The sequence below is a fragment of the Pseudomonas sp. S8 genome, from assembly GCF_050473925.1.
Taxonomy (GTDB): domain Bacteria; phylum Pseudomonadota; class Gammaproteobacteria; order Pseudomonadales; family Pseudomonadaceae; genus Aquipseudomonas; species Aquipseudomonas parakoreensis.
In genome coordinates, this window is sequence record NZ_JBFDVZ010000016.1 from 5,097,428 (window position 1) to 5,113,725 (window position 16,298).

The following is a 16,298-nucleotide window of genomic DNA, read 5'->3' on the forward strand; positions in this document are numbered from 1 at the left end:
CGGATCGTCAGGGTTAAGTGAGGAAACGAGGGATGGCTCGACGCTGGCTGGCGCTTGTGTTTTTGACCTTGCTGGGCACTGTTGCCAGTGCGCAGGAAGCTGCGCCGACGCCTGCGGTCATCCATCTGGCCAGCGAAGACTGGGAAGATTACACCGCCGCCGACGGCCATGGCCTGGGCTGGGACGTGCTGCGCAAGGTGTTCGAGCCGGCCGGGGTGAAACTCGACATTCGCAGTGAACCGTACACTCGTTCAGTTGGGCTGGCCCAGCGTGGCGAGGTCGATGCTTGTGTCGGTTCTTACCATGAAGAATTCAGCGATCTGCTCTATCCGCGCTGGAATTTCGACACCGACCACATCTACGCCCTGGGCCTGGCGAGTAATCCAGCACCGACCCCGGAAACCCTCGGTCAATATCGGCTGGCCTGGGTTCGTGGTTACGACTATCAGAATTATCTACCCGGCGTGCGCAACTTCAACGAGGTCGTGCGACGTACCGGGATCCTCTCGATGCTCACCCACAACCGCGCCGACTATTACATCGATGCTTTGACCGAAATCGATTACGTGCTTGGCCGGGCTAGGGAACCGACGCAGTTTCGCAAGACGCATATCGCCGAATTGCCGCTGTACCTGTTCTTCGCCGACACGCCGCAAGCGCGCACACTGATGGCGCTGTTCGACAGGCGCATGGAGCAATTGGTCAAGAGCGGGGAGCTGAAGCCGGTTTTCGAGCGGTGGAAGCAGCCTTATCCGTTTGATTCAAACTGACGCACTGATCTTGCGTTCAGCACCGTCCCCTGTGGGAGCGAGCTTGCTCGCGAACGCGGTGGTTCAGCCGGCCTAGTGATCGACTGACACGACGCCTTCGCGAGCAAGCCCGCTCCCACAGGGATCTGCGCTGGTCGGGTGTTATCAAACTTTTTGATCGTTATGCCCGATAATTCAGCCTAAGCGTCTGCAGGAACCTGCTGTTACAATGCCGGCCTGCGAATCTTCAGACTTTTAGATCAGGAGCACACCGGTGCCTGTCGTTTTTGTCGCCGCTTCCAAGCTGCCAACGCCTTTTGCACAATTCACCATGCACGGTTTTCTCGATGAAGCCACCGGCCGCGAGCACGTCGTGCTGAGCCTCGGTGAAATTGACGACGGTGCCCCGGTGCTCGGCCGGTTGCACTCCGAGTGCCTGACCGGTGACGCGCTGTTCAGCCAGCGCTGCGACTGCGGCTCGCAACTCGAAGCGGCGCTCAAGGCCATCGCCCGTGAAGGCCGTGGCGTGCTGCTGTACCTGCGTCAGGAAGGTCGCGGCATCGGTCTGCTGAACAAGATCCGCGCCTACGAGTTGCAGGACGGCGGCGCCGACACCGTTGAAGCCAACGAGCGTCTGGGCTTTGCCGCCGATCAGCGTGACTACGCCATGTGCCTGCCGATGCTCGAGCATCTGGGCGTGAAGTCGCTGCGTCTGATGACCAACAACCCGCGCAAGGTCAAAGCCCTGACCGACATGGGCATCGTCGTTGCCGAGCGTGTGCCGCTGCACACCGGTCACAACCCGCACAACAAACTGTACCTGGCAACCAAGGCCAGCAAGCTCGACCACATGATGGGCAACGAGCATCAGGGCGAGGTAGACCGCGCGTGACCCGCGGTCAGGTGCGACGCCGCCTGGCGGTCGACTGGTGGAAGTATCTGGCGTTGGCGCTGCTGCCGCTGTTTGTCCTGAACCTGCTGTTCGGTCAGGGCGAGGGCATTGTGCCGGTGCTGACCATGCCATTGTTCATCGCCGGCGTTGCGTCGATGTTTGTCAGCCTGAAGTTCTTCGGGCGCTACAAACACGCGCTGATCGCCACGCAGAAAGCCCTCGACACCCCTGATGAACCGACGGCCTGGATTGCTTTGGCCACCCAGCGCCGTATTGCCTTGCTCGCGGCATCGTTGCCGGCATGGATCGGTGCGCTGGCGGTGTTCGTCGGCCTTGAAGCCGTACCGCTGATGTTGCTGGCGCTGTCCACGGCCGTGCTGTTCTACCTCTACCGTATCCCGCGTCAACTCGGCTGATGCGTCGTCTGTGGCTGGCGGTTCTGCTGCTGGCCTGCGCCGGCCCGGTGCTGGCGAGTCTGCGGGTGGTCAGCCTCGCGCCTTCGCTGTCGGAAATCGTCGTTGAGCTGGATTCGGCGGACCTGCTGGTGGGCGTACTCGATGCTGGCGAGCGTCCGGAGGAACTCAAGGATGTCCCGTCAGTGGGGCGCTACGGTCAGCTGGACATGGAGCGTCTGCTCAGTTTGAAGCCCGATTTGCTGCTGCTGTGGCCCGGCAGTGTCGGCCCGGCACAACGCGATCAGCTCAAACGCCTGAATATCCCGACTTACGTCGCCGAACCGCACAGTCTCGAACAACTTTCTGCACAGATCGAAGCTATTGCCGCGCAACTAGGCCGGCCTGAGCGCGGAGTGAAACTGGCGGCGCAACTGCGCCAGAAACTCGATGACCTGCGCCAGCGCTACCGCCGGGACACGCCGCTGAACGTGTTCTATCAAGTCTGGGACAAGCCGCTGTACACCGTCGGTGGCGGGCAGATCATCAGCGATGCGCTTGAGGTGTGTGGCGCTCGAAACGTGTTTGCCGACCTGAGTTTGCCGGCGCCACAGGTGAGTATCGAGGCGGTGTTACAGCGCGATCCGCAGGTGATTCTGGCTGGCGATCAGGCGCAGCTTGATGCGTGGAAAGCCTGGCCGCAGGTAGCAGCAGTGAAGCAGGGGAAACTACTGTTGATTACCGATAAAGGCCTTGAGCGCCCAAGCGGCCAGATGATCGAAGCGACCGCCAAACTCTGCCAACTCATCCAGCCCCACCGCTGACCCCTGTAGGAGCAGCCTTCGGCAGCTCCTACAGGGAGTTCAGTTAAGTCCTGGAGTCCAGGTGACCCCAAACATCCAGACTCGACCTTCCTCGCGATAGCCATACTGGCTGCCGTCATAGCTGTAATTCGCCCGGCTGTAGCCTTTGTCGAAAACGTTATCGACCTTCAGATCCAGCTTGATCTCGCGGTTCAGCGCCCAACTGCTGCGCAAGCCGAACAAGGCGTAGCCACCCAGCGGGTTTTCATTTTTCAGGTCGTCATAACTGCTGCTGACAGCCTGCCAACTCGCTCCGACGCCGATCTGGTCAAACTGCCGATCCAAATCCCAGCTCAATGTACGCCGCGCACGACGCGCCAGAGTGTGCCCGGTATCACGATCACGCGGGTCGATAATCGCCACACCGAGATTGTTTTGCCAGCCGAACAGTTCCTGTTTCAACGCCGCTTCAAAGCCATTGATCCGCGCCGAGGCCACGTTCTCCGGGCGTGAGTTGCTGCCGAAGATAATCGCGTCTTGCAGATCCGTGCGGTAGATCGACGCTTCCAGGCGGCTGCTATCGCTCAACTGGCTGCGCCATTGCAGCTCATAGCTTTTCGAGGTTTCCGGCTTCAGGTCCGGGTTGCTGAAATCCGGGTAGTACAGGTCGTTGAAGGTCGGCGCGCGAAAGCCTTCGCTGTAGCTCAGCAGCAGGTCGTTGTCCGGGTTCAGCGGCAGGGTAAAAGTGCCGCTCCAGGTGTTCTGGCTGCCGAACTGCTGATTGTCGTCATGACGCAGACCCAGTTCTGTGGAGAAGCTGTCGGCCTGATAACGATGCTGGATGAACGCGGCGCGGTTCCAGCGGCTGTCTTCGTTGAATGCGGTGCTGCTGTTGACCCGGTCCTCGTACCAGTCGCCGCCGAGGATCAGGCTGTTGCGCGCATCCAGGGTCAGGTCGTTCTGCCAGTTCACCGAGTCGCGATAGGTATTGAAAACCGTGCGCTCGTCGCTGAGTTTGTCGAAGGTTTTCTCGCGATTCTCGGTGTGACCGAATTCGACGCGGGTTTTCCAGATTTCGTTGACCCGCGCGTCGACGTAGCTGCTGACACTGCTGACGTTGAAGTCGCTGTAGGGCTGTTGCTGCACCGACTCGAAGGTGCTCGTGTCAAAGCGGCCAAACGGATTGTCGAACTCGCTCTTGCCACGGTTATCCAGCAGGTTGGCGCCGACTTCGATGTCATCGGTCAGTGCATGGCTGAGACTCAGGCTGACGGATTTGTTGCGGTAGGCATCATGATCGCCGTCGCTGGGATAGGACTCGTGAGTCCGGTCGAGGCCCGCGGTGTCATCGAGGCTGGCGCCCAGGTTGAAGCGGGTCTTCTCGTCGCCACCGGACAGGCCGAGGCTGCGTTCCCAGGTCTGGTTGCTGCCGAAGCCGACGTGCAAGCGCGGCTGCAGGCCCTGCTCGTTGCCGCGCCGGGTGAAAATCTGAATCACCCCGCCAATCGCATCGCTGCCGTAAATCACTGAACGCGAACCGCGCAACACTTCCACGCGCTCGATCTGGTCGATGTTCAGGTGCTGCAGATTGCTGTCGCCGGAGGTCGAACTGCCGATGCGCTGGCCGTCGACCAGCACCAGACTCTGCGCCGATTGCGTGCCGCGAATGTAGATCCCCGGCAGACTACCGCGCCCGCCGGCCTGTGCCACCTGCACGCCCGGCACCCGTTGCAGCAGGTCGGTGACGCTGCCCGGTTGCAGGCGGTCGATGTCTTCGCGGGTGAACACGGTGTTGGCGGCGCTGCTGTCGTTGCGCGCTTCGACCTGGCGGTTGGCGCTGATCAGCGTGTCGGGCAGCTTCAGCGCTTCGTCGCGTTCGAAGGTATCGGCGAGGGTATTGGCGGTGGGAAGCAGGAAGAGGGGCAGGGCGAGGCGCGCGAGTTTCATCGGTGTTCCGTTGGTGTTTCTGGTTTGCACAAAATTTCTAGCGACACAAAACACTGTGGGAGCGGGCTTGCCCGCGATGGCGTCGGTACATCCAACATCAATGTTGACTGTGTCGACCTCATCGCGGGCAAGCCCGCTCCCACAGGGATGGTGATTACTTGTTGAGCAGAGTCAGGCGCTCACGCACCGCCGCTTCGATGCCCGCTTCATCCAACCCGCACTCGGCCAGCATTTGCGCCGGTTTGGCGTGTTCGACGTAGATGTCCGGCAAGCCCAGGTGCAGCATCGACCTGAGGATGTTCTCGCGCGCCAGGAATTCGCTGACCGCACCACCGGCGCCGCCCATGATCGCGTTCTCTTCGATCGTCACCAGCAACTCGTGGCTACCGGCGATCTCGCGTACCAGCGCTTCATCCAGCGGCTTGACGAAGCGCATGTCGACCACGGTCGCATCCAGCTTCTCGGCGACTTTCAGCGCTTCGGTCAGTTGTACGCCGAACACCAGCAGAGCGACTTTGCTGCCCTGACGACGGACGATGCCCTTGCCGATTTCGATCGGCTCGAGATCCTTGTCGATGGTCGCATTCGGGCCGGTGCCGCGCGGATAACGCACTGCCGCCGGGCCGTTGTACAGGTGGCCGGTGGTGAGCATCTTGCGCAGTTCGTTTTCATCGCTCGGGGTCATGATGACCATGCCCGGAATGCAGCGCAGGTAAGACAGGTCGAAGCTGCCGGCGTGGGTCGGGCCGTCTTCGCCCACCAGACCGGCGCGGTCGATGGCGAACAGCACGTCGAGGTTCTGCACCGCGACGTCGTGCACCAACTGGTCGTAACCGCGTTGCAGGAACGTCGAGTAGATCGCCACCACCGGTTTGGCACCTTCGCAGGCCATGCCGGCGGCGAACGTCACGGCGTGCTGTTCGGCAATCGCCACGTCGAAGTAGCGCAGCGGGAAACGTTCGCTGAACGCCACCAGGTCCGAGCCTTCCTTCATCGCCGGGGTGATCCCGACCAGACGCGGGTCAGCCGCGGCCATGTCGCACAGCCATTCGCCGAACACCGCCGAATACTTCGGCCCGCCGGCCTTTTTCGGCGCAGCGGCCGGGGCGTCGAGCGGTTCGAGCTTGGTGATCGCGTGGTAACCGATCGGGTCGACTTCCGCCGGAGCGAAGCCTTTGCCTTTCTTGGTGACGATGTGCAGGAACTGCGGGCCTTTCAGATCGCGCATGTTGCGCAGGGTGGCGATCAGGGTTGGCAGGTCGTGGCCGTCGATCGGGCCGATGTAGTTCCAGCCCAGCTCTTCGAACAGGGTGCCGGGAACCAGCATGCCTTTGGCGTATTCTTCGGTGCGACGGGCGATTTCCCAGGCGCCGGGCAGGCGCGACAGGACTTTCTTGCTGCCTTCACGCATGCTCGCGTAAGTACGGCTGGAAAGAATCTTTGCCAGATAATTGGACAGGCCACCGACGTTGCGCGAGATCGACATGTCGTTGTCGTTGAGGATCACCAGCATGTTGGCGTTGACTTCCGGCGCATGGTTCAGCGCCTCGAAAGCCATGCCGGCGGTCAGCGCACCGTCACCGATCACCGCAATCGCCTTGCGATCGCTGTTTTGCAGGCGGGCGGCAATCGCCATGCCCAGCGCTGCGCTGATCGAGGTGCTGGAGTGGCCGACGCCAAAGGTGTCGTACTCGCTCTCGGCGCGACGCGGGAAGGCGGCGATGCCGTCCTTCTGGCGCAAGGTTTCCATGCGCTGGCGACGACCGGTGAGGATCTTGTGCGGATACGCCTGATGACCGACGTCCCATACCAGCCGGTCATCCGGGGTGTCGAAGACGTAATGCAACGCGATGGTCAGCTCGATGACGCCCAGGCCGGCACCGAAATGCCCACCGGTCTGGCCGACCGTGTAGAGCAATTCCAGGCGCAACTCATCGGCCAGGGTTTCCAGCTCGGCTTCGCCTAACCGGCGCAGGCCGTCCGGCGTGTTCGCGCGGTCGAGCAGGGGCGTGGTCGGGCGCTTGCGGGGAATCTCATGAAACGTCGTGGGCATCAGGCGAATCGTTATAGGTATAAAAGATGCGGCAGTTTACCTGATGCATCGCCCCCTGCCCACGCGTAGGTCTTTTTTGGCAGGTTGGCGTTCAGTTGCGCCGCTCGACGATATACCGGGCCAGGTCGCGCAAAGGCTCGGCGGCCGCGTCAAACGGTCGCAGCGCGTGCAGGGCTTGATCGCGCAGCTCAAGGGCATAGGCCTTGGCCACGTCCAGTCCCAGCAGGGCCGGGTAGGTCGGTTTGTCGCGAGCGATGTCGGCGCCCTGGCGTTTGCCGAGGGTTTCGGTATCGCTTTCGACGTCGAGAATGTCGTCCTGCACCTGAAAGGCCAGACCGATGGCCTGTGCATAAGTCTGCAGGGCCTTGAGCTCATCCTGCTCGGCACGGCCGCTGGCCAGGGCGCCAAGCTTGACGCTGACTTCGATCAGCGCGCCGGTCTTGTGTCGGTGCATCTGTTCCAGCGCTTGTTGATCGAGCTTCAGACCGACCGAACCGAGGTCGATGGCCTGACCGCCGACCATGCCTGCCGGGCCGGCCGCGTGCGCCAGCGCCGTGACCTGTTGCAGACGGATGTCAGCGTCGAGGTTGCTCAAACGCGGGTCGAGCAGGGCGCTGAAGGCCAGGCTCTGCAAGCCGTCACCGGCGAGAATCGCGCAGGCTTCGTCGAATTTCTTGTGGGTGGTGGGCTGGCCGCGACGCAGATCGTCGTCGTCCATCGCCGGCAAATCGTCGTGCACCAGCGAATAAGCGTGGATCAGCTCAACTGCGCAGGCCGCGCCGTTGGCTTGTTCAGCCTTGCCGCCCAGCGCTTCACACGCGGCGTAGGCCAGCAGCGGGCGCACGCGTTTACCGCCGATCATCACGCTGTAGTGCATTGCCTCATACAGGCGCGACAGCTCCGGCAGCGGTGCCTTGAAGAGGATTTCCAGTGCTGCATTGACCCGCGCCTGGCTGGTCGCCGAATACGCCGCAATCATTCTGGCTGTTCCGCGTCGAAGGGTTCCTCGGCGAGTTCGCCATCGCGCTCCAGCAGCACTTGCACCTTCTGCTCGGCCTGGGCCAGCGCTGCCTGGCAGTCACGGGTCAGACCGATGCCCTGCTCGAAAGCGGTCAGCGAGTCTTCCAGCGACAATTCACCGTTCTCCAGACGCTCGACCAGTGTTTGCAGGTCGGCGAGGGACTGTTCGAAATCCAGTGCAGCTTTTTTGCGGGCCATGGCGGCGATTTCCGGTTGACGTTAAACCGGCGCGACACTAGCAGATAGGGGGTTTATGGGCAAATGAGGTGCCCCGGACGTTCCCATTTTACTGTGGCGAGGGAGCTCGCTCCCGATGGGTTGCGCAGCGACCCCAAAACCCGCCACTGCAGTTATTCAGGCGAATTGCATTGACTGGTTTGGGCCTGCTGCGCAGTCCAGCGGGAGCAAGCTCCCTCGCCACAGGATTTGTGGTGATTTCAGGAAGGTTGGAGCTTATTCGGCTCATTTTGTGAGCCGAATAACGCCGCTATTCGGCTCACGCCCAACAAACCTGCGTGATTCCCACCGCAAATCCAGATGTATCCGATTGTTAAAAAACTGCCGAATCGCTAATCTTCGCGCCTTCTACGACCCGCTAGTCACGGGGTCTTTCAGACGAAACGCAGTTTCCACCGCTGTGAAGTACCGAGGATCGGGTGCAAGGTTTCGTTCAGGCATGGCAGGAGGCATTACATGCGTTCATTTCTTTGGCTGCTGATCGGTTGGGCTTGCGCGCCTGCGCTGCTGGCGGCGCCGACTGCCGAGCTGTCAGAGCCGTCCGGTGGCTGGCGTTATCACGGCCTGCTTGATCGCAGTGAAAACCCGCAAGTCGCCTATCCCACCCCGCCGATCGATCGTGGCATCCAGCGCAATCGCACGATGATCCAGGGCCAGCTCAAGGCCATCGGTCATCAGCGCGGGCCGCACACGCTGGCGGTCAACGGCAATCCATTGAATCTGTACACCGACGATGACGGGCGTTTCGCCCGGCCTTATGCGTTTGGCGCTGGCTCCAACAGTGTCGAAGTGCGCAGCGCCGAGGGCCAGTCGCTCAAGCGTGTGCAGTTCTATGAAGCGAACAACCTGCGCACCCCGGCGAAGATTCGTGTGGTGCTCGGCTGGGATGATCCCAAGGCCGAGCTCGATCTGCACATCATTACCCCGGACGGCCAGCATGCGTTTTTCGCCCACACGGCGTTGACCAACGGCGGCGGTCTGGATCCGGATGGCGTCGATGGCCCCGGCCCGGAAATGTTCACCATGACCGCGCCGCTGCATGGCACCTATCTGGTTTACGTCAACTATTGGGGCAACTTCGGCGACGGCGGCTATAACTTCGAGGAGGCCAGCAATCAGAACGAGGTGATCACCTCGCAAATCACGCTGGTGCTCAACGAAAACACGGTCGACGAAAAACGCGAAACATTCATCGTGCCCCTGCGGGCGATCGGTGATCTGCTGCTGGTCAAGACTTTCAACTATTAAGCATCCCGCTCCACGGATGAACTTCGGGTTTTGTGAACATGAGTGATAACGCTGCTTCTCCGGCCGTCCCGGCTCCTGCCGGCCAACCTTCCCGGCGCTGGCCGGCGCTGCTGATCGGCCTCGTCCTGGTGGCCGGGGTGGCCGGTGGTCTCGGCTGGCTGCTGCACAAGCCCAAGGTGCCGGCGGCGGCATTGGCCAGCGACAAGCTCGGTCTGAGCCGTCCGGATGCGCTGCTGGAAACCCGCTCCCTGAGCCAGTTGCCCAAGGACCTGCTGACGGTGCCGTTCCTCAAGGCCACGCTCACCGAGGATTTCGTCTTCTATTACGAAACCCACGCCGACCGGCTCGGCCTGATCGGCAGCCTGCGGCGGATCATCTACGAACACGACCTGAAGCTGCAGGACAGCCTGATCGAGCAGCTTTTCGATCAACCGGCCGACGTCGCGTTGTGGCGTGGTGCGGATGGCCGGCTCAAGGATTTTCTGCTGGTGATGGATCGCGGCGGGTTGGCGAAGCTGCTTGAACCGTTGGCGAAAGTCGCGCTGGACGATTCGCAGCTCAGCGTCTTCGGCAGCCTCAAGGTCGGCGGTGACGAAGTGCCGCTGTACCAGCTCAGCTACAACGCCAGCAAATCGCTGCTGTTCGCGTCGCGCGGTGACAAACTGGTGGTGCTGTCCAACCCGAACAAATATTACGACCCGGCCAACGGTGAATCGGAAGAGTCCGGGCACGTCTCGCCACAAGCGCTGGCGGCCTTGCTCAATGGCGACAAACTGTTCCCCGAAGCCTTCGGTCTGCCAGGCAAGGCACCGGAGATCAAACAGCGTCTGTCGGTCAATTCCAGCGTCCTTGCCATGGGCTATCAGCGCTTCATCCCGAACTTTGCCGGGCTGCGTTTCGACATGGACGACAAAGGCTGGCACAGCTACCTCGCCATGGATGAGCTGGATAACCAGCCGGACTTCGATTTCAAACCGGTGTGGCAAGCCATGCCGCTGGGCGCCAGTGCCTGCGTGACCTTGCCGGTGGCGGCCGAACCGCAGAAACCGCTGCTGGTGAAACTCGGCGCCGACGAAGCCGTGGCGCAGAAACTCACCGAGCACGTGGCCGGGGCGGCGGGCCTGTGCTGGTACGCCGATTCGCGGTTGTACACGCCGTTGCTGGTCGCCAGTCTGAAGGATGAGGACAGCAGCAAGCTCGATGGCGACCTGGGCACGTTGTTCGGTTCGATGGTCGGTGCCTACGAGACGAATGTCGATGAACACGTGTTCCCGGTGGTCGAGAAACAGGAAGGTCAGAGTCATGTCTGGCAGCGTCAGGTCAGCTCCAACTTCGGTCCGTACGCCGCCAAGACTGCCGAGAACCCGGACGCGATCAGCGGCCGCGCTTTCATGAAAGTCAGCCTCGCCCGCCACGGTTCGACGCTGCTGTTCTCCCTCGACGACAAACTGGTCGACAAGGCCCTCGGCACCCTCGACAAGCGCTTCCCGCCGATGGCTGACGTGCTGCCGAAAGATGTGTTGATGCCGATCTACTTCGGTCCGGATTCGATGGCGCAACTGATGCAGCAGGAAACCCTCGACAGCCTGCCGCAGGACATGGAGCCGGTGTTCTACAACGCTGCGCAAACCTACCTGATTCCGAAACTGCGCACCCTCGGCGGCTACGGCAAATACGCCCTGACCTTGCCGGAAGGCAGCGAGCCTGACGGCCACTGGCAATGGCTGCCGCTGGAATGGAAAGCGCTGTGACGGCATTGATCCGCAGCCTCGGCCTGCTCGCGCTATTGCTCAGCGCGAGTGCTCGAGCCATCGAAACGCCTGCGCTGGATCCGGCGCAGTCCCAGGTATTCCGCGCCTGGTTCGTGCGCATCGCTCAGGAGCAACTGAGCCAGGGCCCGAGCCCGCGCTGGTATCAGCAGGACTGCGCAGGCCTTGTGCGTTTCGCCGCCAACGAAGCGCTGAAAGTCCACGACGACAAATGGCTGCGCAGCAACGGCCTGTCCAATCGCTACCTGCCGCCGGAACTGTCGCTCAGCGATGAGCAGCGCAAGCTCGCCCGTCAATGGCAGCAGGGCGGCGGCAAGGTCGGACCGTACGTCAACGCGATCAAACTGATTCAGTTCAACAGCCATCTGGTCAGCCGCGACGTGTCCCAGGCACGCCCCGGCGACCTGATGTTTTTCGATCAGGGCGACGATCAGCACCTGATGATCTGGATGGGTCGCTACATCGCCTATCACACCGGCACGACCACCCCCACTGACAACGGCATGCGTTCGGCAAGCCTGCAGCAACTCATGACATGGAAGGACACCCGATGGATACCCGACGCAGCCAACCCCAACTTCATCGGCGTCTATCGACTGAACTTTCTCTCCCAATGACCGGTGCCCGCATGCTGCGACTCTGCGCTCGAATTCCTCTGCTGCTGGCGCTGTTGCTGCCATTGGCGACCGTCAACGCTGAAGATTCGGTGGAGCCGAGCGGCTACACGCCGGTCGCCGGTGAAAGCTTCTTCCTGCTGGCCGACAGCAGTTTCGCCGCCGACGAGCAGGCGATGGTGCGTCTCGAAGCACCGGGCCGCGACTACCGGCGTTTCCGCATGGAGCCGTATGGCGGCGCCGACATTCGCGTGTACCGCATCGACAAGCCGCTGGATTTCCTCAAGCGCCAGAAGAACCTGCACCGCGTGGTCAGCGACGGTCAGTTCAAGGGCGAAGGCCTGTCCAACACCCTCGCGTACCTGTGGGACAACTGGTACCGCAAGTCGCGGCGGGTGATGCAGCGTGCGTTCTCCTATGAGTCGCGCAAGCAGGTCACCGAAGAAGTGCCGGAATTGAAGATGGGCAACGCCATCGCCGCGCCGACCCCGTACGACGCGCAGCCGCAATTCGCGCTGATTCCGGGTCTGCCGGTGGTCAGCCAGTTCCGTTATCCGCTGTGGCAGGCCAAACCGATCCAGCCGCCGGCCGGTGTCAATCTGGCCGGGTCGTCCAGCGAGTTCGTCAGCGTTGCTCCGGGTAACGTGTACATCCCGCTAGGCAACCTGAAACCGGGCCTGTACCTGGTCGAAGCGCTGATCGGCAAGTACCGCGCGACCACCATGGTCTTCGTTTCCAACACCGTGGCGGTGAGCAAGATTGCCAGCGATGAATTGCTGGTCTGGGCCGCGCGCAAACACGAAGGCAGTTCGGTGCCGAAGGTCAATGTGCTGTGGACTGACGGCCTCGGCGTGATGAGCAGCGGTGCCACCGATGCCGATGGTTTGCTGCGCCTGAAACACGTCAGCCCCGAGCGCTCGTTCGTCATTGGCGAGGATGAAGAGGGCGGGGTGTTCGTCTCGGAAAACTTCTACTACGACAGCGAAATCTACGACACCAAACTCTACGCGTTCACCGACCGGCCGCTGTATCGCCCGGGAGATTGGGTGTCGCTGAAAATCGTCGGTCGCGAGTTCAAGAATGCGCGGGATTCGGTATTGCCGGGTGCGGCTGACGTCACGGTCAGTGTGCTTGATGCCACCGGCACCGAGCTGCAGCACCTCGACCTGAAACTCGATTCCAAGGCCGGTACACAAGGCCGGTTCCAGTTGCCGGACAACGCCGTGGCCGGTGGCTACGAGATCCGCTTCAATTACAAGGATCAGGCCTACAGCAGCGCCTTCCGCGTGGCCGAATACATCAAACCGCACTTCGAGATCTCGCTGAATCTGGCCAAGCAGGATTACCGCACTGGTGAGCCAGTGAAGGGCAGTCTGGTGTTGCTCTACCCGGACGGCAAACCGGTGGCCAACGCCAAATTGAGCCTGAGCCTGCGCGCCCAACAACTGTCGATGGTCGACAACGAGCTGCAATACCTCGGGCAATTCCCGGTGGAACTGACCAGCACCGAACTGACCACCGACAGCAAGGGCAACGCGACCCTCGACCTGCCGGCCGCCGACAAACCGAGCCGCTACATGCTCACCGTGTTTGCCAGTGATGGCGCGGCGTATCGGGTCAAGACCACCAAGGAAATCCTCATCGACCGTGGCGCCGCGAGCTTCCGCCTGAGCGCGCCGCAACGCTTCAGCGCGGTCAACGACAAAGTTGCGTTCCGCTACGTCAACGATGGCGGCAGCGAGCAGAGCAAAGCGGTCACCCCGAGCAGCTACAACTGGGTGCGCCTGGAAGACCAGAGCACCGGTGAAGGCAAACTGGCGGCCACCGACAAGGGCTTCAGCATTGCCTTCGAACGTCCGGGCACTTACAACCTGACGCTGAAAGATCAGCACGGTCGTGTCCTCGGCGCCACCGGCCATTCGGTTACGGGGGAGGGCGTCAAAGCGGTGCCGGGCACTGTGGAAATCGTCCTCGACAAGCCTGAGTACAAGGCTGGCGATGAAGCACTGGCGCTGATCACCTTCCCGGAGCCGGTCAGCGACGCCCTGCTGTCGCTGGAACGCGACAAAGTCGAAGCCACCGCGCTGCTGGCCAAGGGCGGCGACTGGCTGAAGCTGGAAAAACTCAGCGACACCCAATACCGCGCGCGGATTCCGGTAAAGGACAATTTCGCGCCGAACCTGACCTTCTCGGTGCTGTACACCAAGGGCGGGCAGTACAGCTTCCAGAACGCCGGGATCAAGGTGGTCGCACCGCAAATCGACGTGGCGATCAGCACCGACAAAGCGGTGTATCAGCCGGGCGACACCGTCACCGTCGACCTGACCACGCAGTTCGCCGGCAAAGCGGTACCGGCGCACCTGACCGTCAGCGTGGTCGATGAAATGGTCTACGCGCTGCAACCGGAAGTCGCGCCGACCATCGACCAGTTCTTCTATCACCCACGGCGCAACAACGTGCGCACCAGCGCCAGCCTGTCGTTCATCAGTTACGACGTCGCGCTGCCGGGCAGCCCCGGCGCACCGGGCAAGGCCAACCGCAGTGAGCGCGGGGTGAAAGTGCTGGAGCGTCCGCGTCGTGAAGACGTCGACACCGCCGCATGGCAGCCAGAGTTGTTGACCGGTGCCGACGGCAAAGCCCGTTTCACCTTCAAGATGCCGGACTCGTTGACCCGCTGGCGCATCACCGCGCGGGCCATCGCCGATGACGGCCAGGTCGGGCAGAAGAAGCAGTTTGTCCGTTCGGAAAAACCGCTGTACCTGAAGTGGAGCGGGCCGAGCAAATTCCGCAAAGGCGATCAGCCGCAACTCGGTATGTTCGCCTTCAGCCAGGCCGAAAAACCGGTCAAGGCAGAATTGGTCACGCACTACGCTGGCGCCGAACAACGCCTGCCGGTGACCCTGAACAACGGCATCAACTACGTGCCGCTGCCAGCGTTCGCCCTGGCCTCGGGTGAGTGGACCGCCGAGCTGGTGCAGGACGGCAAAATCGCTGACGCCCTCGCCGTGCGCCTGAGTGCGACGGGTGACGGCTGGCAAGTCACGCAAACCCAGAGCCTCGACGTGGCCAGCGGCGACACACCGTTGAGTTTGCCAGCAGATGCCACCGATATTCGCCTGCGTCTGGATGACAGTCCGCAAGCGCTGTTCCGTTCCGCGCTCGATGATCTGCTGAGCTACCCGTACGGTGGCGTCGAGCAGACCGCCAGCCGCTTGCTGCCGCTGAGCATCGCTTATCCGTCGCTGGCGTCGAACCCGCAGATCCGCGATCGCCTGCGCCTGATCATGCAGAACAGCCGTCTGCGTCTGGTGCAAATGGCCGGGCCGTCGGCGAGCTTCACCTGGTGGGGCTTCGACGGCGAGCCGGACGCGTTCCTCACCGCTTACGCCTACTACGCCGACTGGAACGCCAGTCAGGTGCTGGAACTGACCTTGCCACCGGAGCATTGGCAGCGGGTGCTGGAGGTCTACGCCAAGCAAGCGCCGAACACGCCATTGCTGCAGCGGGCGCTGATCCTGTCGTTCGCCAAGCAGATGCACCTGCCGGTGAACACCTTGCTCAGCGGTTTGATGGACGATCTGGCCAAGGCCGGTGAGGGCAACGCCGAAACTCTGATGGACGACGGTGAAGACAGCCTGGTGATGAGCGATCCGGATTCGGCGCTAGGGCTGGCGGCGGCGCGGGTATTGACTGCGGCGCTGGCGACCCAGTCGAAAGTCGCGTTGCCGGAGGCGTTCAATCGACAGGTCGGTGCGGCGCAACAGCGTCTGGCGGTCAGTTCGCAGCCGTTTGCCGAAGCGCTGAATTTGTCGCTGCAAGCGTTCGATCAGGCCCGCGCGACGGCGTTGCTGCAACGTCTGTTGCCGCAGCAATCGACCCTCGAACGCGCCCTGGCGCTGAGCTGGTTGCAACGCAGCATCGCGCAGGCCTCGCCGACCATCGCGCTGCTGCCGGGTGAAGGCTGGAAGAAAAACTACGGCGCCACCGGCGAGATGTACTGGACCTGGCAGGGTGCGACGCCGGTGCCGAGCGTGTTGTCGGTGTCCGGCACTCAGGAGCGTCCGCTGCGCGCGGCGTTGAGCTTCCAGACCCAGCAACCGGCCGTCGATCCAATGGCCGTGACCATCACCCGGCGTCTGTCGCGACTGGTGCCGGGCGACGAAGCGTTCACCTTCAAACTGGAGCCGGTCGGCGCTAAACCGCTGTCCAGCGACAGCCTGTACCTGGACGAACTGATCCTCACCAGCAAGGCGCCGAAACCGCTGCGCTACGGCATGCTTGAAGTGCCGCTGCCACCGGGTGCCGATGTCGAGCGCACTACCTGGGGCATCAAGTTGCAGGGCAAGGACGGTACCGAACCGACCGCGCTGGAGAAAGCACGCTTCGAACCGGGGCAACTGGCCTACGCGGTGCCTGTGGATGCGCTGAGCGGCGAATTGCGTTTGCGCCATCTGGTGCGCTTCTCACAGAAGGGCCAGTTCAACCTGCCGCCGGTGCGTTTCACTCAGGTCTACGCGCCGCAGCATCAGGCCCAGGAAGCGAAAGCCGCCCTCGGTCAGGTCACGGTCAACTGA

General features: G+C 62.2%; 12 protein-coding genes. 8 read left to right on the top strand and 4 right to left on the bottom strand.

Going from position 1 to position 16,298, the window contains the following annotated elements; translation table 11 throughout:
* Positions 1-32 precede the first annotated feature (32 nt).
* The 4 genes from AB1J88_RS24165 (at position 33) to AB1J88_RS24180 (ending at position 2,857) form a co-directional block, all read left to right on the top strand.
* Positions 33-770 (top strand): ABC transporter substrate-binding protein, encoded by a 738-nt coding sequence (locus AB1J88_RS24165; RefSeq protein ID WP_430292118.1) that lies wholly within the window; start codon positions 33-35, stop codon positions 768-770.
* Positions 771-1,023: 253 nt separating this feature from the next.
* Positions 1,024-1,641: a GTP cyclohydrolase II gene (gene ribA, locus AB1J88_RS24170; protein ID WP_041074519.1), complete on the top strand. Its 618-nt coding sequence runs from the start codon at positions 1,024-1,026 to the stop codon at positions 1,639-1,641.
* On the top strand, positions 1,638-2,057 hold the full coding sequence (locus AB1J88_RS24175; protein ID WP_041074521.1) for a hypothetical protein: 420 nt from the start codon (positions 1,638-1,640) through the stop codon (positions 2,055-2,057). Before ribA ends, AB1J88_RS24175 begins: the two co-directional genes overlap by 4 nt.
* Positions 2,057-2,857: a cobalamin-binding protein gene (locus tag AB1J88_RS24180; RefSeq protein ID WP_430292119.1), complete on the top strand. Its 801-nt coding sequence runs from the start codon at positions 2,057-2,059 to the stop codon at positions 2,855-2,857. The genes AB1J88_RS24175 and AB1J88_RS24180 overlap by 1 nt, the downstream gene beginning before the upstream one ends.
* A 39-nt stretch (positions 2,858-2,896) precedes the next feature.
* On the opposite strand, the gene AB1J88_RS24185 is transcribed toward AB1J88_RS24180, so the two are convergent.
* The 4 genes from AB1J88_RS24185 to AB1J88_RS24200 form a co-directional block, all read right to left on the bottom strand.
* Positions 2,897-4,783 carry a TonB-dependent receptor domain-containing protein gene (locus AB1J88_RS24185; RefSeq protein ID WP_430292120.1) on the bottom strand — a complete coding sequence of 629 codons (1,887 nt, stop codon included), beginning with the start codon at positions 4,781-4,783 and terminating at the stop codon, positions 2,897-2,899.
* A 154-nt stretch (positions 4,784-4,937) separates the two neighbouring features.
* Positions 4,938-6,836, bottom strand: a complete 1,899-nt coding sequence (dxs, locus tag AB1J88_RS24190) for a 1-deoxy-D-xylulose-5-phosphate synthase (protein ID WP_430292122.1) — start codon at positions 6,834-6,836, stop codon at positions 4,938-4,940.
* Positions 6,837-6,927: 91 nt separating this feature from the next.
* Complete coding sequence (gene ispA, locus AB1J88_RS24195; protein WP_430292123.1) at positions 6,928-7,815, bottom strand: (2E,6E)-farnesyl diphosphate synthase; 888 nt, start codon at positions 7,813-7,815, stop codon at positions 6,928-6,930.
* A complete protein-coding gene (locus AB1J88_RS24200; RefSeq protein WP_003228627.1) occupies positions 7,812-8,054 on the bottom strand; it encodes an exodeoxyribonuclease VII small subunit in 243 nt (80 codons plus the stop codon). Before AB1J88_RS24200 ends, ispA begins: the two co-directional genes overlap by 4 nt.
* Before the next feature lie 495 nt (positions 8,055-8,549).
* On the opposite strand from AB1J88_RS24200, the gene AB1J88_RS24205 reads away from it, so the two are divergent.
* The 4 genes from AB1J88_RS24205 to AB1J88_RS24220 are packed head-to-tail and all read left to right on the top strand — an operon-like array spanning position 8,550 to position 16,298.
* Positions 8,550-9,341, top strand: coding sequence for a YfaP family protein (locus AB1J88_RS24205; protein WP_047296857.1), 792 nt, complete (start codon positions 8,550-8,552; stop codon positions 9,339-9,341).
* A gap of 38 nt (positions 9,342-9,379) precedes the next feature.
* Positions 9,380-11,092, top strand: coding sequence for a DUF2138 domain-containing protein (locus AB1J88_RS24210; protein ID WP_430292124.1), 1,713 nt, complete (start codon positions 9,380-9,382; stop codon positions 11,090-11,092).
* Positions 11,077-11,727 (top strand): DUF1175 domain-containing protein, encoded by a 651-nt coding sequence (locus AB1J88_RS24215; protein ID WP_086793068.1) that lies wholly within the window; start codon positions 11,077-11,079, stop codon positions 11,725-11,727. The genes AB1J88_RS24210 and AB1J88_RS24215 overlap by 16 nt, the downstream gene beginning before the upstream one ends.
* Complete coding sequence (locus AB1J88_RS24220) at positions 11,724-16,298, top strand: alpha-2-macroglobulin family protein (protein WP_430292125.1); 4,575 nt, start codon at positions 11,724-11,726, stop codon at positions 16,296-16,298. Before AB1J88_RS24215 ends, AB1J88_RS24220 begins: the two co-directional genes overlap by 4 nt.

What these genes read in the sequence shown, in the direction of transcription:
- AB1J88_RS24165 (WP_430292118.1), top strand. Translation starts at nt 33, where the DNA reads ATGGCTCGACGCTGGCTGGCGCTTGTGTTTTTGACCTTGCTGGGCACT.
- AB1J88_RS24180 (WP_430292119.1), top strand. Translation starts at nt 2,057, where the DNA reads ATGCGTCGTCTGTGGCTGGCGGTTCTGCTGCTGGCCTGCGCCGGCCCG.
- AB1J88_RS24185 (WP_430292120.1), bottom strand. Translation starts at nt 4,783, where the DNA reads ATGAAACTCGCGCGCCTCGCCCTGCCCCTCTTCCTGCTTCCCACCGCC.
- dxs (WP_430292122.1), bottom strand. Translation starts at nt 6,836, where the DNA reads ATGCCCACGACGTTTCATGAGATTCCCCGCAAGCGCCCGACCACGCCC.
- ispA (WP_430292123.1), bottom strand. Translation starts at nt 7,815, where the DNA reads ATGATTGCGGCGTATTCGGCGACCAGCCAGGCGCGGGTCAATGCAGCA.
- AB1J88_RS24200 (WP_003228627.1), bottom strand. Translation starts at nt 8,054, where the DNA reads ATGGCCCGCAAAAAAGCTGCACTGGATTTCGAACAGTCCCTCGCCGAC.
- AB1J88_RS24205 (WP_047296857.1), top strand. Translation starts at nt 8,550, where the DNA reads ATGCGTTCATTTCTTTGGCTGCTGATCGGTTGGGCTTGCGCGCCTGCG.
- AB1J88_RS24210 (WP_430292124.1), top strand. Translation starts at nt 9,380, where the DNA reads ATGAGTGATAACGCTGCTTCTCCGGCCGTCCCGGCTCCTGCCGGCCAA.
- AB1J88_RS24215 (WP_086793068.1), top strand. Translation starts at nt 11,077, where the DNA reads ATGGAAAGCGCTGTGACGGCATTGATCCGCAGCCTCGGCCTGCTCGCG.
- AB1J88_RS24220 (WP_430292125.1), top strand. Translation starts at nt 11,724, where the DNA reads ATGACCGGTGCCCGCATGCTGCGACTCTGCGCTCGAATTCCTCTGCTG.